Origin of the sequence: Hymenobacter volaticus, assembly GCF_022921055.1 — a bacterium.
Lineage (GTDB): Bacteria > Bacteroidota > Bacteroidia > Cytophagales > Hymenobacteraceae > Hymenobacter > Hymenobacter volaticus.
The window spans coordinates 5,079,665-5,103,965 of the sequence record NZ_CP095061.1 but is presented as its reverse complement, the minus strand read 5'-3'; the positions used below and the strand labels follow the sequence as shown (position 1 = coordinate 5,103,965).

The following is a 24,301-nucleotide window of genomic DNA, read 5'->3' as shown; positions in this document are numbered from 1 at the left end:
GGAAGCTGTAATAGTGAGAAATATCCTCCAGCAAACAGGCCGTGGTATGTTGGCAAACGAAATAGTGCTGAGGTGGGTTGTTGAAGTGGAACTGGCCCTTCTTTTGTATGTTACGCTGTTATTACTTCCCCATCTCCTTTTCTTTCTCTAAGCTTCTATGAATAAAACTTCCACTTTTGTTTTGGCTTTGCTGCTGGGATTGGGCAGCGTAGCCGCGCAGGCGCAAACGAAGGTGCCGCCCCGCAAGCCGGTGCAGCCCAAGGCCCGAGTTGCCAGCACAGGAGCTAGCATCAAGGATGGAGTGACAATGAAGGAGGGCAAGGTGCTGATGACGCAAAGCGGTATCACGAATCCGGTTACCCAGGAAGCAGCCCTCGTGAACGGCACCAAGATCAAGCCCGACGGCACCGTAACGATGGCCGATGGCACTACCGCCACTCTGAAGGAAGGTGACTATCTGTCTTTGTCGGGCCGCTTGACTACGGCCGCCGCCAAAGCGCAGCAAGACAGCTTGATTCAAGCCACTAGAGACAACAGCAAGTCGAAATCGAAAAAGAAAAAGGGCCGGTAAGCCCGGTGGTACTTCATCCAAGCAAAAGCGGCCCGGACCAATGTGGTCCGGGCCGCTTTTGCTTGGCAGCTGCTAAGGCTTTAGCGTTGCGAATAGTCCTGCAAAATTTCCAGGGCCTCGGTGTCATCTTTGGCTTCCACTACCTCATCAATTACGAACTGTACTTCGGCCTCGGTCCAGCTTTGGGCTTCGGCGGCTTTTATGAAAGCCTCAAGAGCAAGGAAACGGCCCGGCTTAACCGGCGCTTGCCAAGCTACTTTTTTGCGGATGCGCATGAGATTTAATTGAATGGCGGTTGATGCTCTTACGCGTTGTGACTGGCCAACAGTTGCTTGCTTGAGCAGGCTATCTTTTCTTCTTCACCACTTTCAGTTGTACGGGAGCCACACCGGCGTCGATAATGCCGATTTTGCGGGCGGCTTTTCGGGAAAGGTCCACGATGCGGCCCTTGGCGTGCGGGCCCCGGTCCGTGACGGTAACTTTTACGGAGCGGTGGTTGCGCGGATTCGTCACGCGAATCACAGTGCCGAACGGTAAGGTGTTGTGTGCCGCGGTGCGCTTGCTGCCCCGGTAGGTAGTGCCGCTGGCCGTTTTGCGTCCTTCAAACTTGTCGGCGTAGTAGGAACCCTGCCCACTTTGGGTGAAAGCCGATTTGCCGCCAGAACACGCTCCTAGCAAGCTGGTTAGCATAACCATGGCTACCCGAGAGGAGACAGAGAAGCGCCAAGCACAGAGGCATTTCTGGCACATTATGCGAGCGGAAAAGGAAAGAATCTTCATAAGGTAGTAGCTCAAAAATATACAGTCCAGTTACATAGGGGCACCTTACTTGGCGGGCTGCGTGGTAACTACCTTAGCCGGAATGCGCAACGCTAGCAAGCTTTGAAAACTGCCCTGAAAGACGTTGAAATCCACGGTGCCGCGGATACCTGGAATGTAGGACTCGTCGGAATGCTGCCAGATAATCCACTTCTCACGCGGCAAGCGCGGTTGGTCGACCTCGTAGTGCGCCAGCCACAGCGGGTACTTGTCGAAGTGGCCGGCGAGGTAGCGCTTGTAGAAGCTGTAGTTGGAGTATAGGATAGGGCGCACGCCGTAGTGGCGCTCAACCAGCCGTAGCCACACGGCCACATTACGGCGCATGACGGATACATCGTGGAATTCGGCGTGTTCGACATCGAGCACCGGAGGCAGGTCGCCGGGGGCCAGGGGCACGGTGCGGGTGAAAAGGTTGGCTTGCCGGGCGCCGTCGTAGGTGGGCTGAAAGTAGTGGTAGGCGCCGCGGTAGATACCGGCTTGGCGGGCGGCATTCCAGTTGCGCTGAAAGCGAGAGTCACGCATCGTGACGCCTTCCGTAGCTTTGATGAAAGCAAACTTCACGTGGTTGCGCGATACTTCCTTCCAGTCGATACGCCCTTGGTACGACGACACATCAATGCCGTGCACGGCGTAGCCCGCTAGCAACGGCGTTTTCTCGCGGCCAGTCAGGCGTCCGCTCGCGAAAGAGGCCCATGCCCGGCGTACGTGGCGGTGCAACTGGCGCCGATAATGCCCATAAAAAACCAGCGTCGCCACCAACAACAGCAACCCCATCCAGCGAAGCAGCGGACGCCACGGGGCGGGAGACGCAGGAGGGGCAAGGCGACGTTTCATGAGAGTGGTCATGGCAAAAGTAACGCCGCAGCGCGTTGACTAGTGTCTTACTAGCGTAAACTACCAGTTAGTGGCCGCTTTTTTACGACCTTGTCCCACGTTTTATTTTCTTGCTTGCTATGTCTGTATCTACCTCTTCTGCTTCCGATGCCCGCGACGAAAATGGGCACCTCATCCGTGAACTACACGGTGTTACGCTGGCCTCTATCGTCGAGTATTTGCAAGCGCACTACGGCTGGTCGGGACTGGATCAGCGGCTGCGCATGAACTGTTTTGCGGAAAACCCAAGCGTGAAATCAACCCTCACTTTTCTGCGCCGCACGCCTTGGGCTCGCGCTAAAGTGGAAGCATTGTACATTGATACCCGCACTGCCGAAGTAAACGCCAAGCACAAGTAAGGGCTAGGTGAAACTGCTTTACTAGCAGCTTATTACAGGCTTGTTCTCGTTCACTCCCTTAGTTGCCACCTATGGCCGATATCACTGAAAAATCTGGTCCGCTGGCGTTGTTGGTGGGTTTCGTGTTCTTCGTTGTTTTTGAAACAGCAGCTTACCACCTGCTCCGGTGGGCAACGTCGCCGCTTGGGATGGCCAACCAGCTCCAACCCGAAAATACCATCGTGCCTAATTGGGTGAAAACAGTGGTATTTCTGCTGCTGTATCTCGCCTTGGTCGTGGTAGCAGTGTTAACGCTCAGCAACCAACTGCCACGTCGGTATCGGGGGCAAGTAATGGGCTGGTTTTATTTGTCGCTGCTCATGGGATTTGTGCTGCTGATTCCGTTGTTCAGTTAGCAGACCGTAAACTCTGGTTCCTTCCCCTCTGGGGAGAGAACCAGTCTAGCGCCAGAACCAGAAAAGGAAGGGCAAAAAAAAGCCACCGCGGGAGGCAGTGGCTGTTGAGAAAGGGTACCGGTCGGTCCCGGCGTTATAGGCAAGCGCTGATAAAGACTAACGCTGCTTGATTTCGATTTCGCGCTGTTGGCTGCTTGGGTCCAGATAAGGAATGCGCACTTGCAGCTCGTTGTTCTCGTGAATGGCATCAATACGCGACAAGTCCAGGTTAGCGGGCAAGTCGAGGATGCGCGTAAAGAGGGGCGCGCCCAACTGGTCTTCAGGCTGGTGGCGGAATTCGCCATATACCGTCATCCGGTTGTTGTTGAGTACGACGTGGACGTTCTCGGGGCTAACTGAAGGAGCTGCTACCCGAATAACCACGCCTTTCTTTAGCTTATCAACCCGCATTTGGGCTTGTGCAATACCACCGCCCAACGTGTTGAGCAGGTCGAGTTGCGGAGCCATATTGCGGATGAATTCTCTGCTTATCAAGTTCATTGGTTGTGTTTCCTTTCGTAGTTACGGAAGGGATAATACAAACTGTGTACCAACAATTCAGGGGTAAGCAGGAGACCCTGTTTCAGACAGAAAGGCAGACCTTATGGGCCAGCAATTGGACTTCATCGGCCATTGTGGCGGAGAAAAAGACGTCTTTTGCAAGTAGACAGAATCCTGTGATAATCTTGTCAGGCAGCCTGAAAAGCTGCTCTGGAGGCATACATGCAGGATTATGCACTTGGAATTCGTATCCGAGCAGACTCATTATTGGTTTTGGAGCCACCCTTCGTGCGTCAAGCTACGTTCAAAGGTAATCTTGCGTACTACCTCTGCCCTTCGCCATGAAAACTTCCGACGAATTCAACTTGGTTGAACTGCCCAGCCATGCCCCCGCCAACTTCCACAAAACTGCTACCCTGCGGCAGATGAAGAGCATCAAGCAGGAGTTGATTGCGTTGCAAGACCGCCTCTACGCCGAGAACACGCGCAGCATATTGGTGGTGTTGCAAGGAATGGATGCCAGCGGCAAAGACGGCCTGATTCGGCGGGTATTCAGCGGCCTCAATCCGCAGGGCGTACGGATACACTCGTTTAAGGAGCCCACCGAGTTGGAACTGTCCCACGACTTTCTGTGGCGGGTGCATCAGCAAGTGCCGCCCAAGGGCATGATTCATGTGTTCAACCGCTCCCATTACGAAGACGTGCTTGTAACGAGAGTGTCGGGGCAGGTAACGACCGAAGAAGCTCGGCGCCGGTTTGTGGCCATCAACAACTTCGAGAAGCTGTTGCAACAGGCGGGCACCACTATCCTTAAATTCTACTTGCACGTATCGGAAAAAGAGCAGCAGCAGCGCTTACAAGAGCGTATCACTGACCCTGAGAAGCAGTGGAAATACGAAGCTGGCGACGAAAACAAAGCCAAACAGTGGCCGGAATACCGTGCGGTGTATGAAGACGTGTTCGAGTACTGCAATCCAAGCAGTTGCCCATGGCAGATAATTCCTGCCGACCAAAACTGGTACAAAGCCTACGCCGTTGCTAATGCCCTGCGCGATACGTTAGCCAAACTCGATCCGCAATACCCTCATTCAAAAGAAGAACGTCCGAAGGCTAAGGCGATGCGGTAAATTCGAGCTGCCCTGAGCGGCGAAACGTGGCAGGCTACAAAGCTTGCGGCTCCACGATTCGCTCGAAGCGCACGCGTCCTTCGGGATCAAGCCCCATGGTCTGAAAACCATTGGCTAGCAAGACTTGCTGTGAAGCCGGATTGTCGGGGAGGGTATGGGCTATTAGGCGGCGCACCATGCCCGTGCGTTCCGCCTGCTCGATCAAGCCGGTTACTAGTTCGGTGGCCAAGCCTTGACCACGCCAGTCGGCGGCTATGGAGTAGCCGATTTCAGCAGTGCCGCTGGCATCTGGTGGGCCCATGAAGCCACCAGCCCCAACAAGCGTTTTGGGTGAGGTAGGTGTGGCCTTGCGGATGGCATACCACCCATACCAGCCAGCAGCGGTGCGGCCCCCAGCCGTGAGTTGATCAAGGAAAAAGCGCATAGCATCCTCGTCGTATTCGCCGGGAGGCCAATCGGTGGGTAGTACCGCGCCAAGCAAGACGGGAAAGTAACGCGGCTTGTGCAGTTCGGCGGTAAGCAGGGCTCGGCTAGCGGCTAGCAGTGTAAGGCGGGGCGTTTGATGGATAAGCGGAATCATGCCGGAATATACGCGTACTGGCCGGCTAGGTAGTAGTTGTGGCAGGACGAGGCCTGTGCTTGCCGCCTAACACACTGACATAATTGCCACTACCGTCTAGGCAAATCACTCAACTCTCGGGTACAACCAAGAGGTAGTTCACTACCCTTCTTTGGCGAATAAAGGCGGAATCTCCTTGAAAGGCCAATCCAATACAATAGCTTCTATGCCTGCCACACCTTCTTGAGCAATGTGATAAAATCCGCCGGCGAAAGCACCGTAAAGAGCACCTCCTTGGTCCATGAGCAAGCACAGTGGATCAGAATAAGCCAAGCCTACTACGCTTAATGTTTGGTGCGGGACGCGCGGACTATACTCGTGCAGTAGGTGCGGCAATTCAGGAAATGCGGCGCCTCTTTCCACCTCAAAGAAAGCTTGGCTGGTGCTATGATCATGACGGGTGAAATAGCAGGAGAGGCCGCCAAATTCTCGTAGGAACTTGTCGGCGGCAGGCAGCCAAGGTAACCGCAATCGTCTGGCCTGCTGCCGATACAACTGCGTGTCGACGCTACGCCCTGGAAACCAGCCCGCCTCCGTCATGATATGATGCACCTCGTTGGAAAAAGCAAACATAAGGAGCGGAGTCAGACATGAACCGGAGTAAGATAGTAACACATATACATAGAATTAAAAATATTTTAATGCGAAAGGTTGCCGATATGCCCGCAACTCAACATTAGCGGCTCGTGCATGTCGGGGTAGCAAGTACTAGCAAAAAGTTGCTGTGCAGAAGGTATTGGCAACTTACTGTCCGCTTTAGTAACGATTTGACAATCAACAAGCAAACAGCAAGAAAATGGGTAGGTAATGCAACAGGCTACTAATTGTAGAGTCTTTGCTATTCTTTTAGTGCACTTGCTCTTTTCTGTTGCCCCTAAAAGAGTGCATGTTATGCGTATCTAAATTTCCTGCTATGAAAAAGCTGTTGTTTTCCTTGATGGTACTAAGTGGTTTGATTGGAATCGTGCCCGCACTACAGGCACAGGGCACCCTCACCGTACCACCGCCACCTGCCAGTCCGCGAGCCACTCCGCAACCCTCCGCGCACAGAGTGACGCTGGATGTCGACGCCTCTGCTCAAAAAGCAACCCAGCAGAAATCAGAACTAAAAACCAGCAAGTCCAAAACAGAGCAGAAAAAGGCGAAGCCCAAAGCAGTGCCCGCAACAGGACGCACAAACGGCCAGTAGACAGTTAAGTATCAGCCCTATGGCTGCCAACAAAGCTCGACACCGAGCTAGTGCAAGCCTGAGGTAAGCAAAACCTTGCGCGACAGGAGCAGTTAATGCAGATCACCCTATTTGCATTTTCAGTCTGTTTATATGTCTGCTTCCACGCTCTTCACGCCCTTCACCTTGCGAGGGGTTACGTTTCGCAACCGCATCACTGTGTCGCCGATGTGCGAATACAGCAGCCAAGATGGTTTTGCCAACGATTGGCACCTCGTGCACCTCGGCAGCCGCGCCGTGGGAGGCGCCGGCCTGATTATAAGTGAGGCCGCGGCCGTCTCGCCGGAGGGCCGCATCACGCCCGACGACCTCGGCATCTGGAAAGACGACCACATAGTGGGCCTGCGCCGCATCACCGACTTCATTGCCAGCCAAGGTTCCGTGGCCGGTATTCAGTTGGCCCACGCCGGCCGCAAAGCCAGCCACGCCAGTCCTTGGAAAGGAGGTGCCCTGGTACCCGAAACTGCCGGGGGCTGGCCGACAGTGGCACCGAGCGCCGAGCCTTTTATAGATACCGAAGCCGCGCCGCTGGAACTCGATAAAGCGGGCATCGAGAAGGTGCGAGTTGATTTTCGGGAAGCTACTCGCCGTTCACTGGAGGCCGGTTTCCAGGTGATTGAGTTGCACGCCGCGCATGGCTACTTGTTCCATGAGTTTTTGTCGCCGCTCAGCAACCACCGCACCGACGAGTACGGCGGCTCGTTCGAGAACCGCTGCCGCTTGTTGTTGGAAGTAACCGAAGACACCCGCGCCGTCCTGCCCGACCACTTGCCGCTGCTCGTGCGTATCTCGGCCACCGATTGGACCGAAGGCGGCTGGACCATCGATGACTCCATTGTCCTAGCTAACTTATTGAAAGAGCGAGGCGTTGACTTAATCGACTGCTCCACCGGCGGCAACGTGCCCAAGGCCGACATTCCCGTTGGCCCGGGCTACCAAGTGCCCTTCGCCACCCGCGTTCGGGAAGAAACCGGCCTGCCGACTGGTGCCGTGGGCATGATTACCACGGCTGCGCAAGCCGAAGAAATTGTTGCCAAAGGCCAAGCCGACCTCGTGCTGCTTGCCCGCGAATTGCTGCGCGACCCGTACTTCCCGCTGCACGCCGCCCACGAGCTAGGCGCCGAGGTGAAGTGGCCCGTTCAATACGAGCGCGCCCAACCCCGACCTGAGAAACGCTAAGGCAGTAAGGCGTGCCGACAAGGTTCTCTTTGCGGTCAGTAAGAAAACAATAGCCAAATAAAACAAGCCCTTGATGCTACTAGCGTCAAGGGCTTGTCGATTTAGGGAAGATGGTGTTTTGCCCTGCCACGGCAATCTAGTATTCGTTTATTGCCACCGACCGAACTTGCCGGCTTGATAATCTTGGTAGGCTTCCTGGATTTGTTTTTCTGTGTTCATCACGAAGGGGCCAGCCGCCACAATGGGCTCCTGAAACGGCAACGCGTGGCCGAGCAGCAGCACGGCGTCGGTCAGGGCTTCGATGTGCAGTTCGTCGCCGTCGTAGTTGAATTCGGTGAGGCGGAGTGCTTCCGTTTCCTGGCCGTTCACGCGCAGCTTGCCCCGGATGGTATAAAAGAAGAGGGTGCGCTCGGCAGGAATGGGTAGCTGCAATTTACCGCCCGCCTGGAAGTTAATGGTCGCTAGCTGTATGTCGGAGAGCGGCTGCATAGCACCCGCAGTGCCAGCCCACTCTCCCGATACCGCATGGATGTTTACGCGGCCTTCGTCTAGCGTAACGGTCGGAATTTCTGGCTGTTGCAAACCGGTGTACGCAGGCGCCGTCATCTTGTCTTTGGCCGGTAGGTTCACCCACAGCTGCAAAATCTCCAGCGGCCCGCCGGTGCGCTTGAACTCGAGCGACGATACCTCGGCATGAATCAGGCCGCTGCCGGCCGTCATCCACTGGATACCGCCGGCCCCGATAATGCTTTGGTGCCCGCCCGTGTCTTGGTGCATGATGTCACCTTCTAGGATAAAGGTCACCGTCTCGAAGCCGCGGTGCGGGTGCGGGCCAAACGGTAATCCCCGGTTGTTGGGCCGGTACACCTGCGGACCGTGGTGGTTCAAAAACAAGAACGGGTCGAGGTGGTCCACCGAATGGGTGGGCAACGCCCGGTAGGTAACCAAGTCGGCTATGGGCGAACTAACGGCTTGGTGTTGCTGCTTAATGGTGCGCATGGGAGGAATTGTGAATGAACGCTCTACTGTATTCAACGCAAAACCTAGAACGTAGCGCCAGGTTTATCGATGCGTTTCGCTAGGTAATAGCTGTTTCAAACTCTATCAGGCAGGGCTTGGTGAGTCAAACTAAACCAGTCACGCGGAGCAAACCTGAAGTAAAGGGTGCCTCTCCCGTGCTGAGGTTGCAATGCTAATCGTCATGCTGAGCGCAGCCGAAGCATCTCGCTAGTGTGGTAAACCCTGACGCTTGTCCAACGAGTCGAGCGAGATGCTTCGGCTTCGTTGCACTCCGCTCAGCATGACAATACCTTGTTACGAGTCGAGCGAGATGCTTCGACTGCGCTCAGCATGACGATTAGCATTGCAATGTTACTTGTACAAGGTCAGTATGCCGGAAGCTATGGAATGCTGATACTAGCTTAAGCTGACGTGCGGGTAAACTGTTGGGCAAGTGAGACAGAAACCTAGCGTTACTTGTCAGTCCAGACTGTGACGCCGGGGCAAGGCAGCACTTTCTCACCTACCACGATTTTGCTGCTAGCTGATAGAGGCAGCGTGTAGGGCTTCGAGGAATAGTTGACGGCCACCCAGAATCCGTCGCGGTACTCTACGTTCACACCGGCCGGGTAGTCGGCGGTTTTGATGCCGGCTTGCTGGTACACGGACCGCATGATGTTCTTTTCCAATTCGCCTCCATCCGTATCGACGCCGATGTATGTGACGGTGCCTTTGCCCTGCTTGACTTGGGTGACGGCCGCTTGACCGGCGTAATATTGGTTGGCGTAGGTGCCGAGGGTTTGGGTGCCAGCCGTCGGCTTGAGCACGTCACCCCAATTGTTCCAGCGGTAGTTTTTGCCCGCAAAGCTCACTTGGCCGTCAGTGTCAGGCATCATCATATCGAAGAACTGCACTTGGGCCCCAATCAGCTTATAGATGGGCGCCGCCCAGGTGGCCTGCCACAGGTGGCTGTCCCGGTCTTTCTGCCCGGTGCGACAAGTTACCACCAACTGGCCACCGTTGCTGGCGTAGGCTTGCAGCTTGGCAATCAGGGCCTCATCAACCAACTGATACGCCGGCACGACCAGCATCTTATACATACTCCAATCCATCTGCTCCGACACGAAATCAACGGGAGCCCCCAAGGCTTTGGCGGCCAGGAAGTACTTCATTTGGTGACCAAATGGATTCCACTGCGTGGTCTGCTTCTGAATGTCCTGGTCCCATAAGTTGTCCATGCTGGTCAGGATGGCGGTGCGCCGCGTAGTGAATTCAGCGGGCGGCGTGGCGGGCTTGTATTGTTTGCGGAGCGCCTTTACTTCTGTGATGTACTTGGCAAACTCCAGGCCGCCCGGCGTAGTCGTCACGCCATCGGAACCCACGATGCCGTAGTGGTACATCTCGGAGCCGTACAGCGGCTGTCGGAAGCGGTAGGTGCAGTTGAGGGCCGTGCCGCCCGCAAAGGTGTGCCACAGCCACATGCGCACTGCACCCGGCTCGGGCTGCGGATTGATGGCACCCCAGTTCACTTGGCCCGGCTGCAATTCCATCACCCCGAACACCCCTTTGTTAAGAGCATGGTGGTAGTCGTTGAGGAAGGCCAAGCCCGACATTGAACCCACCCGGAATCCTTTGTCGCCGAGCATCTCGTCGGCGCCGTGCACGGGGTACTTCGTGTAGCAAGTAAAGTCCAGGTTCTTGGTGCGGGTCGGGTCGAAGCCGGGCGCGTTTTCCATCACCATGTAGTTGGTCATAATCCACTGATCCGGCGACAGATGCTTGCGCAGCGTGGCGGCCTGGAAGTCCAGGAAGCCCGCCATCTGGTCGGCCACAAAACGCTTGGAATCCAGCACGGCGTGGGGGCTCGGACCGTAGAGCAGCCGCTGGTTCGGGATGTTGATCTGTTCGAAATCGTTGTACATGATGCTCCAGAAGGCCGCGCCCCAAGCCTTGTTCAGCGCCTCGATGGTGTTGTATTTCTTCTTCAGCCACTCCCGAAATTTCTGTTGGGCGGCCGGGCTGAAGTCGACGCCGCGGGCGGGTTCGTTGTCGAGCTGCCAGCCCATGATGCGCTTGTCTTTGCCGTAGCGCTTGCCCAGCTCGGTCACGATTTGCTCGGTGTACTTGCGGTATATGTCGCTGGAGGTGGAGTAGTTGTTGCGCGAACCGTGCTCGGCGGCTTGGCCTTCGCTGTTGCGCTGGAATATCTCGGGGTGCTTCTGCGTGAGCCAAACCGGGGGCGTCGGTGTCGGGGTGCACATAATCACCCGCATCTTGTTCTTATCGGCCAGGTCCACCACTTTATCGAGCCACCGGAAGTCGTACTTGCCTTCCTTGGGCTCCATAAACGCCCAGGCAAACTCGCCCACGTGGATGTACTCGAACCCCAGGTCGGCTATCTTCTTGATGTCCCGGTCCCATTGGCTTTCGTCCCAGTGCTCGGGGTAGTAGTACACGCCAATCTGCGTGAGCTTTTCCTTGGGGAAGAAGCGTTGCGGCGACTGCGCCGATTGGGCGAAGCCGCTCACGGCACTGCACCACAGCAGCAGCAAGAGAAGAACTTTGTTCATAGGATAAGGGAGGAGGTTGATGGCAAAAACAAGAAGCGCGGCGCTGCTTCATGCAAAGATGTTTATCTGTTTCCAATAAAGATTAGCACCCGAAATAGCGCCAACCCCGCAACGCTAAGCCCATGTCGTGTGTCCTTGCCGTTAAGGCAAGATGAAGAACAGGTTTTTTCCACCCCTTATCTTGCTGCTAATTGCTTTTCAAGCCGCTCCTTTCTTCTCCACCGACTCACTTCTTGATGCAAAACCAGTACTACCTACGTGCCCTGACGGCGGCCTCGGTGATTGCTTTAACTGGCTGTGCCACCGGCAAAACCACCGGCCCCGCGGCATCCACTACCCCGGCCGCAACCACCACCGCAGCGGCCCCATTCATAAAAGGAGTGGGCATCAACCCCGCCGACATCGACCCCTCGGTGTCGCCCTGCGACGACTTCTTTCAGTATTCGGGAGGCAATTGGCTGAAGGCTAATCCTGTTCCGTCCTATGCTTCTAGTTGGGGACCCCGCAACCTGCTCGGCGACCGGACGCAGGCCATGCTGCGCCAGATTTTGGAGGAAGCCGCGGCCAACACATCCGCAACCAAAGGCTCCAACTTGCAGAAGGTCGGCGACTTCTACGCGTCGGGCATGGATTCGGTGGCCTTGGATAGGGCAGGCCTCACGTACTTGCAGCCCGAGTTGAAGCGCATTGCGGCCATCAACGATCTGAAGAGCCTACATGCCAGCTTGGCCCGCCAGCAGATGCTTGGCACTGGCGCCTTCTTCCGGGCCGGCGTTGCCCCCGACCGGAAGAACAGTTCCGTGTATGCCGTCAACCTCAACCAAGGCGGCCTCGGCATGCCCGACCGGGATTACTACCTCAAGGACGATGCTCGCTCCACCACCATCCGGACGGCCTACGTCACGTACATGACCAACACCTTCCGGCTCATGGGCGACTCGGAAGCCACCGCCAAGCAGAAAGCGCAAGCAGTGTTGGCGTTGGAAAAGAAGCTTGCGGAAGCCAGCAAAGACCGGGTAGCTCTGCGCGACCCGCAAGCCAACTACAACAAAATGACGGTGGCCGACTTCCAGCGCCAGTATCCCAACGTGGGGCTGCCGGTGCTACTGACTGCCAACGGGTTAGGTGCGGCCAAGGAAGTAATAGTAGGTCAGCCGGCTTTCTTCCAGGAGCTAAGTGCCGTGATGAAAGCCACGCCGCTTGCCGATGCTAAAACCTACCTAACCTGGCAACTGGTTAGCTCGGTGCCGTCGGCGCTGCCCAAGGCGTACAGCGACGAGGCGTTCCGGTTTCAGCAGGTGCAGAGCGGTACCAAGCAGCAGCCCGTCCGCTGGAAGCGGATGCTGGCCGCCACCGATGCCACGCTCGGCGAGGCGTTTGGGCAACTCTATGTGGACAAGGCATTTCCGCCCGCCGCCAAGCAAAAGGCGCTGGAAATGGTAGCCAACATCCGGGCGTCCATGACCGAGCACATCCAAACCAACACCTGGATGAGCGACGCCACCAAAGCCGAAGCCTTGAAAAAGCTGAACGCGCTGCGGGTGAAAATCGGTTACCCCGACGTGTGGAAAGACTACTCGGCGCTGACCATTTCGCGCGAGTCGTACCTGAAAAACGTGCTGGCGGCCCGGCAATGGAACTACGCCCAAAACGTGAAGAAGTACGGCGGGCCCATTGACCGCAACGAGTGGGGCATGACGCCGCCCACCATCAACGCCTACTACAGCCCGCCGATGAACGAAATCGTGTTTCCGGCTGGCTATCTGCAACCCCCGTTCTTCGACCCCAACGCCGACGACGCCGTGAATTACGGGGCCATTGGCGGCGTGATGGGCCACGAAATGACCCACGGCTTCGACGACCAAGGCCGCCAATACGACTCACAGGGCAACCTGCGCGACTGGTGGACGCCTACCGATGCGGCCGAGTTCACGAAGCGCGCCGCCGTGGTAGGCCGCCAATACGACGCCTTCTCACCCCTCGACTCGGTGCACGTGAACGGCAAGCTGACCATGGGCGAAAACCTGGCCGACTTCGCGGGCCTCACCATCGTGTACGGCGCGCTGCAAAAGCAACTCCAGAAGCAGTACGGCGATAAGCCTCGCCCCGTCATCGACGGTTTCACGCCTGAGCAGCGCTTCTTTTTGAGTTGGGCCCAACTCCGCCGCCAGAACATTCGGCCCGAAGCGCTGCGCCAGCAAATCCTCACCGACCCGCACTCGCCTGGCCAGTACCGTACCATCGGCCCGCTCATGAACATGCCGCAGTTCTACGAAGCCTTCGGCTGCAAAGAAGGCCAGAAGATGGTTCGCACCGAAAGCGACCGAGCCAAGATTTGGTAAGTGTTTTTCATCGTAAACCTTGGCTTTACAGTCACTTGCACCGGGCGTTGGTCACCTAGGCAAGGAACCTAACCCTAGTTTATTTTGATGTAGTGAAACCTGCTGCTGGCAAATGCCACAGCAAGAACGACCGCTCCATACCAGCAGTAACAAATTCCCAACCCCTCTTTCCCTTCTATGATTTCGAACAGAAACTTACTCCTCACGCTCGGCACGGCCGCTGGCTTTGCACTAGCTGGCTGCGCCTCTTCCACCCCTACCACCGCGCCCGACCGCGCTGATGCTGCGCCGGCTTCCACTGTTGCTACCACCGAAACTGCTGCCGCCGCACCGGCCGTACCCGGCGTTGGGCTAGACCTAGCCGGTCGGGACCTATCGGTTTCCCCCTGCGACGACTTTTTCCATTATGCTGGCGGCACGTGGTTGAAGAACACCCCCATTCCAGCCGCCCAAACCTCGTGGGGCTCTTTCAACATCCTCCGCGACCAGAACAACGCCGCCCTGCGCAGCATTCTGGAAGGAGCCGCTGCCAATACGTCCGCGACGAAAGGCTCTAACCTTCAGAAGGTTGGCGACTTCTACGCTTCCGCTATGGACTCAATGGCCATCGAAAAAGCTGGCTTGAAATATTTGCAGCCCGAGCTAGCGCGCATTCAGGCTGTAAAGGATTTGAAGAGCTTGCAGAATGCTTTGGTGCGCCAGCAAAAGCTGCAAACCCGCTCGGTATTTGGCCTAGGCGTCAATCAGGACCGCAAGAAAAGCACCGAGTATGCGCTGTACATCTCGCAAGGCGGCATCACCATGCCCGACCGGGACTATTACCTCAAGGACGACGCCCGTTCGAAAACTGTCCGCACGGCCTACGTTACCTACCTAACCAACCTGTTCAAACTGCTCGGCGACAACGAGGCCACGGCCAAGAAAGGCGCTGAAACGGTACTGCGTCTGGAAACCCGTCTCGCGAAAGCCAGCAAAGAGCGGGTGGCCCTGCGCGACCCCTACGCCAACTACAACAAGATGACTGTGGCGCAGGCCAATGCGCAGTATCCTAACCTTGGCCTCCCCGTCATGCTGCCGCAGTTGGGCTTGTCGTCGGCCAAGGAAGTGATTGTGGGTCAGCCCGCTTTCTTCCAAGAAGCCAACGCTGCACTCAAGCAAGAGCCAATAGCTGATTGGAAAACCTACCTGCGCGCCCACTTGGTTAATTCTATGGCGTCGGCCCTACCAAAAGCCTATGTCGATGAGGAATTCCGCTTCACGCAGGTGCTGAGCGGCGCCAAGCAGCAGCAGCCCCGCTGGAAGCGCATGAACCTAGCTACGGACGCCGCGTTGGGCGAAGCTTTCGGCCAACTATACGTGGAAAAAGCCTTCACCCCCGAAACCAAGGCGAAAGCGCAGGAGATGGTGGCGAACATCAAGGAAGCCATGGGCGAGCATATCCAACAGCTTTCTTGGATGAGCGAGGTTACTAAGAAGGAAGCCCTCAAAAAGCTGAATGCGTTCAGCGTCAAAATCGGTTACCCTGATAAGTGGAAGGACTATTCGGCGCTCAACATCACGCGCGAATCGTACCTGAAAAACGTAATTGCTGCGCGCGAATGGGAAGCCAACGACCGGCTCAGCCGCTACGGCAAGCCCATCGATCGGTCGGTGTGGGGTATGACACCGCCGACGGTGAATGCCTACTACAACTCGTCGCTCAACGAAATCGTGTTCCCGGCCGGCATTATGCAGCCGCCCTTCTTCGACCCGAAGGCCGACGACGCGGTAAACTACGGCGGTATGGGTGCCGTTATCGGCCACGAAATCACCCACGGGTTTGATGACCAAGGCCGCCAGTCGGACGCCGAGGGCAACCTGCGCGACTGGTGGACCAAGGAAGACGCCACGGAGTTCACGAAGCGCGCCGACATGGTGGGTGCGCAATACTCGGCCTTCCAGCCCCTCGATTCGGTGTTCGTGAACGGCAAACTGACCATGGGCGAAAACCTGGCTGACTTCGGTGGCTTGGCCCTAGCCTACTCGGCTCTGCAAAAGCAACTGGTTAAGCAATACGGCAACGGCCCCCGTCCCAACTATGACGGCCTCAAGCCCGAGCAGCGCTTCTTCTTAGGTTGGGCCCAAGTATGGCGTACTAACGCCCGCCCGGAGGCACTGCGCCAGCAAGTGCTAACCGATCCGCACTCTCCTTCGCAGTACCGCACCAACGGGCCTCTCATGAACATGCCCGAGTTCTACGAAGCCTTCGGCTGCAAGGAAGACGCCAAAATGGTACGCGCCCAAAACGAGCGCGCCAAGATTTGGTAGAAGCGTAAATAACCAAAAAGCAAAAAGGCGACCTGCATTATGCAGGCCGCCTTTTTGCTTTTTAGCGTGCCCCCACCCCCGGCCTCCGCTGCTTGATGCGCAGAATCCTCCGGCAGAGGTGTGCCAGTCGTCTGTTATTCTGCTTCAAGAAGCATCCCTCTCTTGGAGGGGGCAGGGGTGGGATTACTCCGCCGTTTCCAACAACTCTACGCACTGCCGAGCAATTTCCAACTCTTCATTGGTGGGCACAATCAACACTTTCACGGGGCTGTTTTCCTGGCTGATTTCTCGGATTCCTTTCACTCGTTGAGTGTTCTTTTCTTCGTCTAACTGTACGCCCAAGTAGTCCATGTTCTGGCACACCAGCTTACGCACCAGCGCGTCATTTTCGCCGACGCCGGCCGTGAATATGATGGCATCGAGGCCGTTGAGAGCAGCGGCGTAGGCCCCAATGTATTTCTTGATGCGGTAGGCATAAAGGTCGTAGGCAAGTTTAGCGTTGGCGTCGCCGGCTTCTATGGCGGCGGTGATGTCGCGCATGTCGCTCAGGCCGGTGAGAGCCAGCATGCCGCTTTGCTTGTTGAGCAGGGCACTCACTTGCTCGGGCGTATAACTCAGCTGGCTGATGAGGTGAAACACCACCGACGGGTCGATGTCGCCGGAGCGGGTGCCCATTACCAAGCCAGCCAGCGGCCCGAAGCCCATGCTCGTATCCAGGGACTGGCCGCCGCGCACAGCCGTGATACTACAGCCGTTACCTAAGTGCACGCTTACGAGGCGCGCATCAGAATTGCCGAGGTACTGCGCCGCCTGTTCGGTGACGTACTTGTGGCTGGTGCCGTGAAACCCGTACACCCGGATGCCTTGCTCGGCGTACAGCTCCGTCGGGATGGCGTAGCGGTACGCTTGCTCGGGCATGGTCTGGTGAAACGCAGTGTCGAACACGGCTATTTGCTTGGCCTGCGGAAACGTTTTCCCCGCCACTTCTATACCCCGGTAGTTGGCCGGATTGTGCAGCGGTGCCAGCGGAAATAGCTGGCGGATAGCCTCTTTCACGGCGGGAATAATCAGCACTGTAGCTGCAAATTCCTCGCCACCGTGCACTACGCGGTGTCCCACTGCTTCCACTTCACCGGGGTCCTGAAGTACGCCGAGTTGTGGGTCGGCCAGCAAGCGGGCCACTTCGCGCAGGCCGGCTTCGTGGTCGGGTAGCTCCACGCTCAGCACAGTAGTAGTTTCCTGTTCTCCGGCCAACACCTTATGCGTCACCACGGCATTATCGAGCCCGATGCGCTCCACCAAACCGCTGCAAGCTGGCGTTTCCGTAGGCCACCGGAAGAACTGGTATTTAATAGAGCTGCTACCGGAATTCAGGACAAGTAAATTCATGAGGAAAAAGTAAGGCTAATGTTCAAGCAGGACCGGCCATCTTACTGGCCAGAATAGGACGGACTAGCGTGCTGCACTTTCATGGGTGGCCATTGCCAAAGTATCCGTCATGCTGAGCGCAGCCGAAGCATCTCGCTAGTGTGGTAAACCCTTTACCGTTGCAACGGTACGAGCGAGATGCTTCGGCTGCGCTCAGCATGACGGGTACTTTGGCGACGTCTTCTGTATAACGCCAGTACTCGAGACGCTTCGACAACTTCAGCAGGATGTTTTTGATATCATCTTGATGACTTTTATAGAAGTCAATCTACCCTTGGCTTTGAATAGCGGTGATGATGACGGTGTTGAAAATATCTTCCACGGTGCAGCCGCGGCTCAAGTCGTTGACGGGCTTGTTTAGGCCTTGCAAGACCGGGCCGATAGCCAAGGCACCGGTTTCGCGCTGCACCGCCTTGTAGGTATTGTTGCCGGTATTCAAGTCGGGGAAGATGAGCACGCTGGCTTGGCCTGCTACCTCCGAGCCCGGCAGTTTCTGCCGCCCTACCATGGGGTCAACGGCGGCATCGTACTGAATCGGGCCTTCCACTTTTAGCTCGGGATGGCGCTGCTTCACGATTTGGGTAGCCTGCCGAACCTTCTCCACATCAGCACCTTCGCCCGAAGTGCCTGATGAATACGACAGCATAGCAATCCGCGGCTCGATGCCAAAGCGCTGGCTGCTCTCGGCCGACGAAACCGCAATTTCGGCCAGCTGCTCGGCCGTCGGGTTGGGGTTCACGGCGCAGTCGCCGAACACCGCTACCCGATCAGGCAAGCACATAAAGAACACCGACGATACTACCGACACGCCCGGCTTGGTTTTGATGAACTGCAAAGCCGGACGGATGGTGTGTTGCGTGGTGTGTACCGCCCCCGATACCATACCGTCGGCGTGGCCCTTGTACACCATCATGCTCCCGAAGTACGACACGTCGCGCATCATGTCGCGAGCCATATCGTAGTTCACGTTCTTGGTTTTACGCAGCTCATAAAGCGTCTCCACGTAGTTGTCGTAGTGCTCGGCGTGGGCCGGGTCGATGAGCTGCACGCGGTTCAAATCCAGGTTCAGACCGAGGCGCTTGACGGAGGCGGCAATGGCTGCGGGGTCACCGAGAATGGTTAGGTCCACTACATCTTCGCTGAGCAAACGGGCTGCTGCCCGCAAAATCCGATCGTCGTCGCCTTCGGGCAGTACGATGTGCTTGCGCTGGCTTTTGGCCCATTGCAGCAGCCGGTACTGAAACATATGCGGCGTAAGGCCCTCGGGCTCGAAAGTCACGATGCGCTCCTGCAACGCCGTCACATCCACGTACCGATTGAATGTGTCGATAGCCAAACGAATTTTCTTGGGGTTGTCGGCCGTGATGCGCGACTGGATAGCCCCGATGGTGGTGGTGGTGAGGAACGTACCCGTCTGCACGGCCAGGATAGGCACCACCGTTTGCAGACCCTCGATAAGTCGCAGAATCGGCGGGTCGGGCTCCAGGCCGCCCGTGAGCACCAATCCGGCCACCCGCGGGTAGTTGGCCGAGGCATTGGCTTGTAGCGCAATTAGTAGAATATCGGCCCGGTCGCCGGGCGTGACAATCAATACGTTCTCGGCAATGCGAGTCAGAAAGTTGGGCACCTGCATGGCCCCCGTAATGAAGTGGTCGACCTGGTTGGTGAGGTGCTGCTCCCCAAACAAGAGCTTGCCGCCTAGCTGCTCCTGAATCTCCTTCATCGACGGGTTTTGCAGGTCTTTGTCGGCCGGAATAACCGTCAGGATGATTTCCTCGGGGAGCTGCGCCCGCAGCAAACCGCGCACGTCCTCCACCTGCTCGGGGCTGATTTTGTTGGCAATCAGGGCCAGCATCTGCACTTCGCGGGCTTCCACGTTGCGCCACACCGTGAGGGCCGTATTCACCAATTGCGCCGTGGTTTTGCCCGCCCCCGATATCACCATAATAACCGGTGCGCCAAGATTTTTGGCGATGGAAAGGTTGGCATCGAATTCGAACGCCGTGCCTTCGCCCACAAAGTCGCTGCCTTCCACGACTGTGAAGTCGTAGCGGTTTTCCTGCATTTTGAACTTGTGGATAACGGTGTCGATGATGTCGCCCTGCCGGTCGGCTTCCATCAGGCGCATGGCTTGGGGCCGGGTGTAAGCGTAGGTTTCCTCGTAGGCAATCGGGAGGTTGAAGTAGCTGAGTACCGTGTCGATGTGCACGTCCTTCTTCTTGCTTTCCGTGGCGTTGATGATGGGCTTGAAGTAGCCGATCTTTTGGGCCTTGCCAAGCAGCATATCCACTAAGCCTAAAGCAATCAAGGACTTGCCGCTATGCGGTTCAGCGGATGCAATAAAGACAGTCTTGGTCATATAGATCTGGGTATAGCCTTTCCTACGGATAACAACCACATCAGGCTGCCTGCTGTCAACTGCGAATGGCTTCCGGCGTGGTGCCAGCAAACGGTTGTGGCGGTCAGCAGGCGTTAGAGTTGGGTGACGTGTAAAATAAATTCAAAGAGTTTAATCCTTGTTTACGAAATATTCGTAGTATTACGAAAACATCGTAGAAACTATGGAACGTCTCACCGAACCCGAGGAAGAAGCCATGCAGGTGCTGTGGCAGCTCAACGGTGGTTTTATCAAGGAAGTGCTGGAGCAACTGCCCGAACCGCGGCCGCCTTACACCACCTTGGCTTCCACTGTCCGCAATCTAGAGCGCAAAGGCTACCTCCGCAGCGAGAAGCTTGGCAACACCTACCGCTTCACGCCCGCTATTGCCGCCGAGGAGTACCGCAAGCAGTCCATGCAGTCATTGGTGGGCAACTACTTCCGCAACTCCTACAAAGACTTGGTCTCGTTTTTCGCACAGGAGCAGAACATCAGCGCCCAAGAGCTGAAGGAAATCCTCGACATGATTGAAAATCAAAAGCCGAAGCCATGATGCCGGACCTGCTCGTGTATCTGCTGAAAGTGAACGGGGCGCTGCTGCTCTTCGTGGCGGCGTACTACGCGCTGCTGCGCCAACTCACATTCCACACCCTGAACCGTTGGTACTTGGTCGGGGCCGTTCTGTTTTCGGCGCTTTATCCTTTGGCAGACCTAGCCGCCCTGTGGCCGCGCCCGGTAGAATTGGGTGGCGACTTAATTATCTGGCAGTCAAGCTGGCAACCCTCAGCTGCTACCAAGACCAACTCCATTGACTATTATGGTTGGGTGCTGGCTTTGTATTGGGCTGGCGTGCTGGTATTAGGGGCACAATTGCTTGTGCAAGCATTGTCGTTGCGCCGGCTGCACCGCGCTTCAACGCCTATCGAGAGCCTACATTTCCGCCAGATTTCGGAGGCCGTCACGCCATTCTCTTTTTGGCGAACCATCTACATCAATACCGAGCAGCACCAAGCCGCTGAGTTGCCGGCGATTCTGCAACACGAGCAGGTGCATGTGCAGCAGTGGCATACGCTCGATGTGTTGCTCGGCCAAGTGCAGCGCGTGTTCTGCTGGTTCAACCCGGCGGCGTGGCTATTGCTGCGGGCGTTGCAGGAAAACCTGGAATTCATTGCCGACCAAGCAGTTCTGCGCGCGGGTCAGGTAGATAGCAAAATGTATCAATACAGCTTGGTGCGGCTTAGCACTCTGGCGTTGGGCCCGGCGCTTGTCACCCCGTTCACATTTCACACCCTCAAAAGTCGCATCACGATGATGAACAGTCAGAAAACGCCCATTATCCACATGGCCCGCTATATACTCATCGCGCCATTGGTTGCCGCCTTGCTTCTGGGCAGTTGCTCGAAAGCCGAGCAGGAAGAATCCGTGAAACCAGCTACCAAAGCAGTGCAGAACATGGTAGATAATGCCCTCTACTTCGTAGACGGCGAAAAGTCCACGAAAGAAGCAGTCGAGTTGCTCCAGCAAAATGCTGATGCTATTGCCAGCATGAACGTTTTAAAAGGCGAAGGCGCACGCCGGCTGTTTGGGGAGTCGGCAGCATCAGGCGCTATTGTTGTCACCACCAAAGCCAACGAGAAGTCGTCGGCAGTAGTAGCGTTCAACAAGCAGTTTAGCCCGACCGCAAATACCGCCAATGCTCTGATTCTTATTGATGGCAAAGAAGCTAGTGAAGCAGCACTCAAGGAGATACCTCAGGAAAACATTAAGGATATTCACGTGCTAAAGGGTTCTGCGTTTGAAGCGCAGTACGGAGCAAAAGCTCGTAACGGCGTTATAATCGTTACCACTGGCGCCGCAGGGACGGGAATGATTAATCAACTTTATGACTACAATGGTGTGATGGGTATCACGAAGAAAGGTTGCTAAGTTTTAACTCCCTAAAGCAAAACGCCGCTCCTTGATAAGTCAAGGAGCGGCGTTTTGCTTTGTATACGAAGGCGTAGAATGCCTTACTCTTGGCGGCGGTAGGGCCGGTAGGTGTTGGCGGAATTTTGGGCGATAAGCGTGCCGATACCGCCGTGCGTTGTGAAGAAGCTGCTGATAGCAGCTTCGAGGGCGGCGTGGTCGTCAAGGCCGGTATCGAGGAGGACGTCGTGCTGGTCCAAGGGAGCGGGCAAAGTGCTGAGGCGGCAGCGAGCTATGCCCAGTGGGTGCTCGGCGTAAAGGTGCGTGCCATCCTGCGCAGCGTGGGCATGGCGGTAACGCCATGCAATGCTGTCGGCGGCGGTAAGGCGACTGTTTCCTTCAGTGCGTGCAAAGGGCTCGAAGCCTATGCTTTGCAAATAATTTTCTGTCATTCTGCTAGTTACGCATAATCTAGCTAGTAACTGAAGGTAGCTAGGCTGGTGGGTTTGCTAAGTGCAGTGGCAGATGCAGCCTAAGTTACTTTGGTACTTATCAAGAGGGCTGCTAGGTAAGAAAGCAGATGCCAGTCAAGAAAGAGCAATAAGGCAATACGCTTGTTTGAGGCCTATAAACTTCCTTTAAACTTCACTTTCTGTCTCTTGTAAAAACGGCCTGCTATAAGAAAAAGTAAAGGAAAAATATTCTCGTCTGGCTATCTTGTCGGTTTACTTTGTATTATGCCCTCTGCTGCTTTCCCCGAAATACTGCTCTCAATAACTCATCGTTCTGACCTTGGTATCTTGGTAGGGCGTTGGAGTTATCAGCCCGAGCCGGCGCAACTGCCTGACGCGTATTCGCTGCTTACACAAGAAGCGCTAGCGTGTGGGTGTCGGCTGTGGCTTCAGGATATTCGCAGCCGTACGCTCAACGATCCACAAACCACGCAGTGGCTGCTGTGCGATTATTTCCCGCAAATGGCTCAGCAATTGAGAGGTCGCTTAGCAGTAGCATATCTGGCTAGCCCGATGCTCATGGAGCTTATCGTGAACGGACCTGGTTATAAGCAGCCTGAGGCTTACGTGACCGAGCCTTATGTAATTGCGTTTTTCGGTAATGAAGGCGAAGCTTTGGCGTGGTTGGAGCTGGAGCGTAACCGCTGAGTATCACTGCCTTGTATAAGCGCCACCTGGTAGCAAATAGATTATTGCCTACTCAATTAACAGTCAGTTATTTACAAGTAAAATACGGGTGTGCTTCATAGTATACTCACGGGCTGCTAGAAGCTCAAGTGTACGCATTATTCGAGTAGTTGGAGAGCAAATTGGAGCGATCTGATAAATTAGAATTTATATATACAAGTGTCTGTAACAGAACGTTAACCACACATGACGCGTAAGTAGGAGGCATCCATTCCGCGTAGGCGGTTCTGTTTCCATATGGCTACTTTTCCTCCTCTCGACTACTTAGACCTGAATTACCGCTCCGATTTGGGCATAGTGACGGCCCGATGGACGCGCCCGGTTGCTTCGCACGAGTTGCGGGCTGGCTATCAATCCATCCTACAATACGCCGCTACCTGTAGCGATTGCCGTTACTGGCTGATTGATTCGCGCCGCCGGCTGGAAGTGGACACCCGCGACGTGTATTGGCTTACCGATGTATTTTATCCCACGCTACGGCGGCATATGCACGGAGTAGTGTTCTTGGCTTTTCTGGCGGCACCTTATCAACTATGCCACTTGCAGGATGCTCCGGTGCCAGCATTACCCCGCAACCAAGGGGATAACTGCTCTCTAAGTCAGTTCACTGATGAGGGTGCTGCTGTGCATTGGCTTCTGGCGCAGGGCGCCCAACCCGCCGTGCAGGCAGTAGCATAGGCTCCAGCTGAACGGCTACTCGTACAAATCCTGGGGGTCGGCAGCGGCTAGTTCTACCAGAAATTGCCCAATGTTGGCCGTGACGGCAGCTAGGAAAGCGGCGCCTTTTTCGGCGGTAGCCGCTGTTGGGTCGCCTACACCCGTATCGGCCGTTACTTTGCTCCACTCCCGTTGGGCCCAGGCCCACTCCCTCAGCGCCTTGATGCGGAACTGCCGGGCGGCCCCGTTGCCAGCTTCGGTAAGCGGACGTACTAGCTCGGGTGCGATGTGCAACATGGCACTGGTTTCTAATTCGTCGGCGTGGTCGCCGGAAGCACTGAAAAACTGACTGCGGTCGGCTGCTTTAAACCAGTTCAAGGTGCACAGAAACACACTTGGAAATTCTGCCTGCAACTCCCGTAAGATTTGCCGAAAGTCGTTGCCACCGTGGCCGTTGAGCAGCACTAGCTTCGGAATGCCCTGCCGGGCTAGTACTTGCACTAAGTCGCGCAGAATGGCCAGCTGAGTGCTCGGGTTTAGGTTCATGTCGAGCGTGATGTCTAACTGGCCAGTGTTGACGCCAAATGGAATGGTAGGCAGTACAATCACTTTAGAACCTTGCTCCCACGCCACGCGAGCTGCCTCGGCGGCCACATAGTCGCACTGATAGTTGTCGGTGGCGTAGGGGAGGTGGTAGTTGTGGGCTTCCGTCGCGCCCCAAGGCAGTACCACAACTTCAAACCCGGTGTCTTTAACCAGCTGCCAGTTGGTTTCAGCTAGAATATAAGGGCGTGCTGCCATAGCGTA

General features: G+C 56.1%; 24 protein-coding genes. 12 read left to right on the top strand and 12 right to left on the bottom strand.

Features of this window, described 5'->3' with window-relative positions; all coding sequences use genetic code 11:
* Positions 1 to 157 precede the first annotated feature (157 nt).
* A complete protein-coding gene (locus MUN86_RS22300; RefSeq protein ID WP_245120167.1) occupies positions 158 to 571 on the top strand; it encodes a DUF6799 domain-containing protein in 414 nt (137 codons plus the stop codon).
* A gap of 80 nt (positions 572 to 651) precedes the next feature.
* On the opposite strand, the gene MUN86_RS22295 is transcribed toward MUN86_RS22300, so the two are convergent.
* The 3 genes from MUN86_RS22295 to MUN86_RS22285 all read right to left on the bottom strand — a co-directional run bounded on the left by MUN86_RS22295 (position 652) and on the right by MUN86_RS22285 (position 2,224).
* Positions 652 to 846 carry a hypothetical protein gene (locus MUN86_RS22295; RefSeq protein WP_245120166.1) on the bottom strand — a complete coding sequence of 65 codons (195 nt, stop codon included), beginning with the start codon at positions 844 to 846 and terminating at the stop codon, positions 652 to 654.
* A gap of 70 nt (positions 847 to 916) precedes the next feature.
* Positions 917 to 1,267, bottom strand: coding sequence for a septal ring lytic transglycosylase RlpA family protein (locus MUN86_RS22290; RefSeq protein WP_245120165.1), 351 nt, complete (start codon positions 1,265 to 1,267; stop codon positions 917 to 919).
* Between the two features lie 129 nt (positions 1,268 to 1,396).
* Complete coding sequence (locus MUN86_RS22285) at positions 1,397 to 2,224, bottom strand: glycoside hydrolase family 25 protein (RefSeq protein WP_245120164.1); 828 nt, start codon at positions 2,222 to 2,224, stop codon at positions 1,397 to 1,399.
* Positions 2,225 to 2,343: 119 nt separating this feature from the next.
* Here MUN86_RS22285 and MUN86_RS22280 point away from each other — a divergent pair, with 119 nt between their 5' ends.
* Positions 2,344 to 2,622 carry a VF530 family protein gene (locus tag MUN86_RS22280; RefSeq protein WP_245120163.1) on the top strand — a complete coding sequence of 93 codons (279 nt, stop codon included), beginning with the start codon at positions 2,344 to 2,346 and terminating at the stop codon, positions 2,620 to 2,622.
* A gap of 71 nt (positions 2,623 to 2,693) precedes the next feature.
* Positions 2,694 to 3,017, top strand: a complete 324-nt coding sequence (locus MUN86_RS22275; protein ID WP_245120162.1) for a hypothetical protein — start codon at positions 2,694 to 2,696, stop codon at positions 3,015 to 3,017.
* A gap of 156 nt (positions 3,018 to 3,173) precedes the next feature.
* Here the strand turns inward: MUN86_RS22275 and MUN86_RS22270 are convergent, their stop codons facing one another.
* Positions 3,174 to 3,524 (bottom strand): Hsp20/alpha crystallin family protein, encoded by a 351-nt coding sequence (locus tag MUN86_RS22270; protein WP_245120161.1) that lies wholly within the window; start codon positions 3,522 to 3,524, stop codon positions 3,174 to 3,176.
* Between the two features lie 374 nt (positions 3,525 to 3,898).
* Between MUN86_RS22270 and MUN86_RS22265 the strand changes: the two genes are divergently transcribed.
* Positions 3,899 to 4,684, top strand: coding sequence for a PPK2 family polyphosphate kinase (locus MUN86_RS22265; RefSeq protein WP_245120160.1), 786 nt, complete (start codon positions 3,899 to 3,901; stop codon positions 4,682 to 4,684).
* Positions 4,685 to 4,718: 34 nt separating this feature from the next.
* Here MUN86_RS22265 and MUN86_RS22260 read toward each other — a convergent pair whose 3' ends face one another.
* Positions 4,719 to 5,264, bottom strand: coding sequence for a GNAT family N-acetyltransferase (locus MUN86_RS22260; protein WP_245120159.1), 546 nt, complete (start codon positions 5,262 to 5,264; stop codon positions 4,719 to 4,721).
* A gap of 141 nt (positions 5,265 to 5,405) precedes the next feature.
* Positions 5,406 to 5,876, bottom strand: coding sequence for an SUKH-3 domain-containing protein (locus MUN86_RS22255; protein ID WP_245120158.1), 471 nt, complete (start codon positions 5,874 to 5,876; stop codon positions 5,406 to 5,408).
* A gap of 340 nt (positions 5,877 to 6,216) precedes the next feature.
* Here MUN86_RS22255 and MUN86_RS22250 point away from each other — a divergent pair, with 340 nt between their 5' ends.
* Entirely contained in the window at positions 6,217 to 6,492 is a 276-nt protein-coding gene (locus MUN86_RS22250; protein WP_245120157.1) for a hypothetical protein, read from the top strand.
* 132 nt (positions 6,493 to 6,624) lie between these two features.
* Positions 6,625 to 7,710, top strand: a complete 1,086-nt coding sequence (locus tag MUN86_RS22245) for an NADH:flavin oxidoreductase/NADH oxidase (RefSeq protein ID WP_280640561.1) — start codon at positions 6,625 to 6,627, stop codon at positions 7,708 to 7,710.
* Positions 7,711 to 7,857: 147 nt separating this feature from the next.
* Here MUN86_RS22245 and MUN86_RS22240 read toward each other — a convergent pair whose 3' ends face one another.
* Positions 7,858 to 8,709, bottom strand: coding sequence for a pirin family protein (locus tag MUN86_RS22240; RefSeq protein WP_245120156.1), 852 nt, complete (start codon positions 8,707 to 8,709; stop codon positions 7,858 to 7,860).
* Between the two features lie 473 nt (positions 8,710 to 9,182).
* Positions 9,183 to 11,279, bottom strand: a complete 2,097-nt coding sequence (locus MUN86_RS22235; protein WP_245120155.1) for a beta-galactosidase — start codon at positions 11,277 to 11,279, stop codon at positions 9,183 to 9,185.
* A gap of 236 nt (positions 11,280 to 11,515) precedes the next feature.
* On the opposite strand from MUN86_RS22235, the gene MUN86_RS22230 reads away from it, so the two are divergent.
* Positions 11,516 to 13,621 carry a M13 family metallopeptidase gene (locus tag MUN86_RS22230; RefSeq protein ID WP_245120154.1) on the top strand — a complete coding sequence of 702 codons (2,106 nt, stop codon included), beginning with the start codon at positions 11,516 to 11,518 and terminating at the stop codon, positions 13,619 to 13,621.
* 177 nt (positions 13,622 to 13,798) lie between these two features.
* The gene (locus tag MUN86_RS22225; protein WP_245120153.1) at positions 13,799 to 15,928 is read left to right on the top strand and encodes a M13 family metallopeptidase; all 2,130 of its coding nucleotides are present in this window, start codon (positions 13,799 to 13,801) and stop codon (positions 15,926 to 15,928) included.
* 183 nt (positions 15,929 to 16,111) lie between these two features.
* Here the strand turns inward: MUN86_RS22225 and MUN86_RS22220 are convergent, their stop codons facing one another.
* Both MUN86_RS22220 and pta read right to left on the bottom strand, forming a co-directional pair.
* Positions 16,112 to 17,317: an acetate/propionate family kinase gene (locus MUN86_RS22220; protein ID WP_245120152.1), complete on the bottom strand. Its 1,206-nt coding sequence runs from the start codon at positions 17,315 to 17,317 to the stop codon at positions 16,112 to 16,114.
* Between the two features lie 307 nt (positions 17,318 to 17,624).
* Entirely contained in the window at positions 17,625 to 19,715 is a 2,091-nt protein-coding gene (gene pta, locus MUN86_RS22215) for a phosphate acetyltransferase (RefSeq protein WP_245120151.1), read from the bottom strand.
* Between the two features lie 202 nt (positions 19,716 to 19,917).
* Here pta and MUN86_RS22210 point away from each other — a divergent pair, with 202 nt between their 5' ends.
* Positions 19,918 to 20,286 (top strand): BlaI/MecI/CopY family transcriptional regulator, encoded by a 369-nt coding sequence (locus MUN86_RS22210; protein WP_245120150.1) that lies wholly within the window; start codon positions 19,918 to 19,920, stop codon positions 20,284 to 20,286.
* Positions 20,283 to 21,659, top strand: a complete 1,377-nt coding sequence (locus MUN86_RS22205) for a M56 family metallopeptidase (RefSeq protein WP_245120149.1) — start codon at positions 20,283 to 20,285, stop codon at positions 21,657 to 21,659. Before MUN86_RS22210 ends, MUN86_RS22205 begins: the two co-directional genes overlap by 4 nt.
* An 83-nt stretch (positions 21,660 to 21,742) precedes the next feature.
* On the opposite strand, the gene MUN86_RS22200 is transcribed toward MUN86_RS22205, so the two are convergent.
* Entirely contained in the window at positions 21,743 to 22,090 is a 348-nt protein-coding gene (locus tag MUN86_RS22200) for a hypothetical protein (protein ID WP_245120148.1), read from the bottom strand.
* A 285-nt stretch (positions 22,091 to 22,375) separates the two neighbouring features.
* On the opposite strand from MUN86_RS22200, the gene MUN86_RS22195 reads away from it, so the two are divergent.
* Positions 22,376 to 22,798 carry a hypothetical protein gene (locus tag MUN86_RS22195; protein WP_245120147.1) on the top strand — a complete coding sequence of 141 codons (423 nt, stop codon included), beginning with the start codon at positions 22,376 to 22,378 and terminating at the stop codon, positions 22,796 to 22,798.
* Positions 22,799 to 23,074: 276 nt separating this feature from the next.
* Positions 23,075 to 23,515: a hypothetical protein gene (locus MUN86_RS22190; protein WP_245120146.1), complete on the top strand. Its 441-nt coding sequence runs from the start codon at positions 23,075 to 23,077 to the stop codon at positions 23,513 to 23,515.
* A gap of 15 nt (positions 23,516 to 23,530) precedes the next feature.
* Here the strand turns inward: MUN86_RS22190 and MUN86_RS22185 are convergent, their stop codons facing one another.
* Complete coding sequence (locus tag MUN86_RS22185) at positions 23,531 to 24,295, bottom strand: creatininase family protein (protein WP_245120145.1); 765 nt, start codon at positions 24,293 to 24,295, stop codon at positions 23,531 to 23,533.
* Positions 24,296 to 24,301 lie beyond the last annotated feature (6 nt).

Coding starts and splice junctions, on each gene's coding strand:
- MUN86_RS22300 (WP_245120167.1), top strand. CDS start 158: ATGAATAAAACTTCCACTTTTGTTTTGGCTTTGCTGCTGGGATTGGGC.
- MUN86_RS22295 (WP_245120166.1), bottom strand. CDS start 846: ATGCGCATCCGCAAAAAAGTAGCTTGGCAAGCGCCGGTTAAGCCGGGC.
- MUN86_RS22290 (WP_245120165.1), bottom strand. CDS start 1,267: ATGGTTATGCTAACCAGCTTGCTAGGAGCGTGTTCTGGCGGCAAATCG.
- MUN86_RS22285 (WP_245120164.1), bottom strand. CDS start 2,224: ATGAAACGTCGCCTTGCCCCTCCTGCGTCTCCCGCCCCGTGGCGTCCG.
- MUN86_RS22280 (WP_245120163.1), top strand. CDS start 2,344: ATGTCTGTATCTACCTCTTCTGCTTCCGATGCCCGCGACGAAAATGGG.
- MUN86_RS22275 (WP_245120162.1), top strand. CDS start 2,694: ATGGCCGATATCACTGAAAAATCTGGTCCGCTGGCGTTGTTGGTGGGT.
- MUN86_RS22270 (WP_245120161.1), bottom strand. CDS start 3,524: ATGGCTCCGCAACTCGACCTGCTCAACACGTTGGGCGGTGGTATTGCA.
- MUN86_RS22265 (WP_245120160.1), top strand. CDS start 3,899: ATGAAAACTTCCGACGAATTCAACTTGGTTGAACTGCCCAGCCATGCC.
- MUN86_RS22260 (WP_245120159.1), bottom strand. CDS start 5,264: ATGATTCCGCTTATCCATCAAACGCCCCGCCTTACACTGCTAGCCGCT.
- MUN86_RS22255 (WP_245120158.1), bottom strand. CDS start 5,876: ATGTTTGCTTTTTCCAACGAGGTGCATCATATCATGACGGAGGCGGGC.
- MUN86_RS22250 (WP_245120157.1), top strand. CDS start 6,217: ATGAAAAAGCTGTTGTTTTCCTTGATGGTACTAAGTGGTTTGATTGGA.
- MUN86_RS22245 (WP_280640561.1), top strand. CDS start 6,625: ATGTCTGCTTCCACGCTCTTCACGCCCTTCACCTTGCGAGGGGTTACG.
- MUN86_RS22240 (WP_245120156.1), bottom strand. CDS start 8,709: ATGCGCACCATTAAGCAGCAACACCAAGCCGTTAGTTCGCCCATAGCC.
- MUN86_RS22235 (WP_245120155.1), bottom strand. CDS start 11,279: ATGAACAAAGTTCTTCTCTTGCTGCTGCTGTGGTGCAGTGCCGTGAGC.
- MUN86_RS22230 (WP_245120154.1), top strand. CDS start 11,516: ATGCAAAACCAGTACTACCTACGTGCCCTGACGGCGGCCTCGGTGATT.
- MUN86_RS22225 (WP_245120153.1), top strand. CDS start 13,799: ATGATTTCGAACAGAAACTTACTCCTCACGCTCGGCACGGCCGCTGGC.
- MUN86_RS22220 (WP_245120152.1), bottom strand. CDS start 17,317: ATGAATTTACTTGTCCTGAATTCCGGTAGCAGCTCTATTAAATACCAG.
- pta (WP_245120151.1), bottom strand. CDS start 19,715: ATGACCAAGACTGTCTTTATTGCATCCGCTGAACCGCATAGCGGCAAG.
- MUN86_RS22210 (WP_245120150.1), top strand. CDS start 19,918: ATGGAACGTCTCACCGAACCCGAGGAAGAAGCCATGCAGGTGCTGTGG.
- MUN86_RS22205 (WP_245120149.1), top strand. CDS start 20,283: ATGATGCCGGACCTGCTCGTGTATCTGCTGAAAGTGAACGGGGCGCTG.
- MUN86_RS22200 (WP_245120148.1), bottom strand. CDS start 22,090: ATGACAGAAAATTATTTGCAAAGCATAGGCTTCGAGCCCTTTGCACGC.
- MUN86_RS22195 (WP_245120147.1), top strand. CDS start 22,376: ATGCCCTCTGCTGCTTTCCCCGAAATACTGCTCTCAATAACTCATCGT.
- MUN86_RS22190 (WP_245120146.1), top strand. CDS start 23,075: ATGGCTACTTTTCCTCCTCTCGACTACTTAGACCTGAATTACCGCTCC.
- MUN86_RS22185 (WP_245120145.1), bottom strand. CDS start 24,295: ATGGCAGCACGCCCTTATATTCTAGCTGAAACCAACTGGCAGCTGGTT.